This window comes from Paraburkholderia sp. SIMBA_053, assembly GCF_046534895.1.
Lineage (GTDB): Bacteria > Pseudomonadota > Gammaproteobacteria > Burkholderiales > Burkholderiaceae > Paraburkholderia > Paraburkholderia caledonica.
Genome location: NZ_JAWRXU010000114.1, coordinates 1 through 453, shown reverse-complemented (window position 1 = coordinate 453; position 453 = coordinate 1). Strand labels below are relative to the sequence as shown.

1 protein-coding gene is annotated in these 453 nt (G+C 66.7%); it reads right to left on the bottom strand.

Annotation, left to right across the window (positions count from 1 at the left end):
* On the bottom strand, nucleotides 1–453 hold a 453-nt coding region (locus tag SB753_RS34815; protein ID WP_410804584.1), incomplete at both ends, for a PIN domain-containing protein.

The window sequence follows — 453 nt, the reverse complement described above, 5'->3', positions numbered from 1 at the left end:
CCTGCATTCGCGACGAGCGAATCCAGCGTGCGGCTCACCTGACGTGCGTTGCGTGCGACTTCCGACATCCCCTTCTTGTGATTGTCGAGCTCTTCCAACGTCATCATGGGCAGATAGACGTCGTGTTCCTCGAAGCGGAAGAGGCACGTCGGATCGTGCATCAGCACGTTGGTGTCGAGCACGAACAGCTTGCGAACCTCCACCTGCGCACCCTTGGCCGTGCCTTTCTTCGTTCCGGTGCGGGTCGACTTGGCGCTGGTGGCGGCGGGCGCTTCCGCTTCGGCGGAACCCTTGCCACGCGCGACGACAGGCGCTGCCGTCACGGCGACTTCGGCCGGCGCGGCGGGGACGGGCTGCAGCAACGCGGCGGTCTGCTTCGACTTGCGACTGCGGGACGGTGTGGCTTCGGCAACGGGCTCGGCGGCGCTATGAACGGGGCGCAGCGTGGTGGCC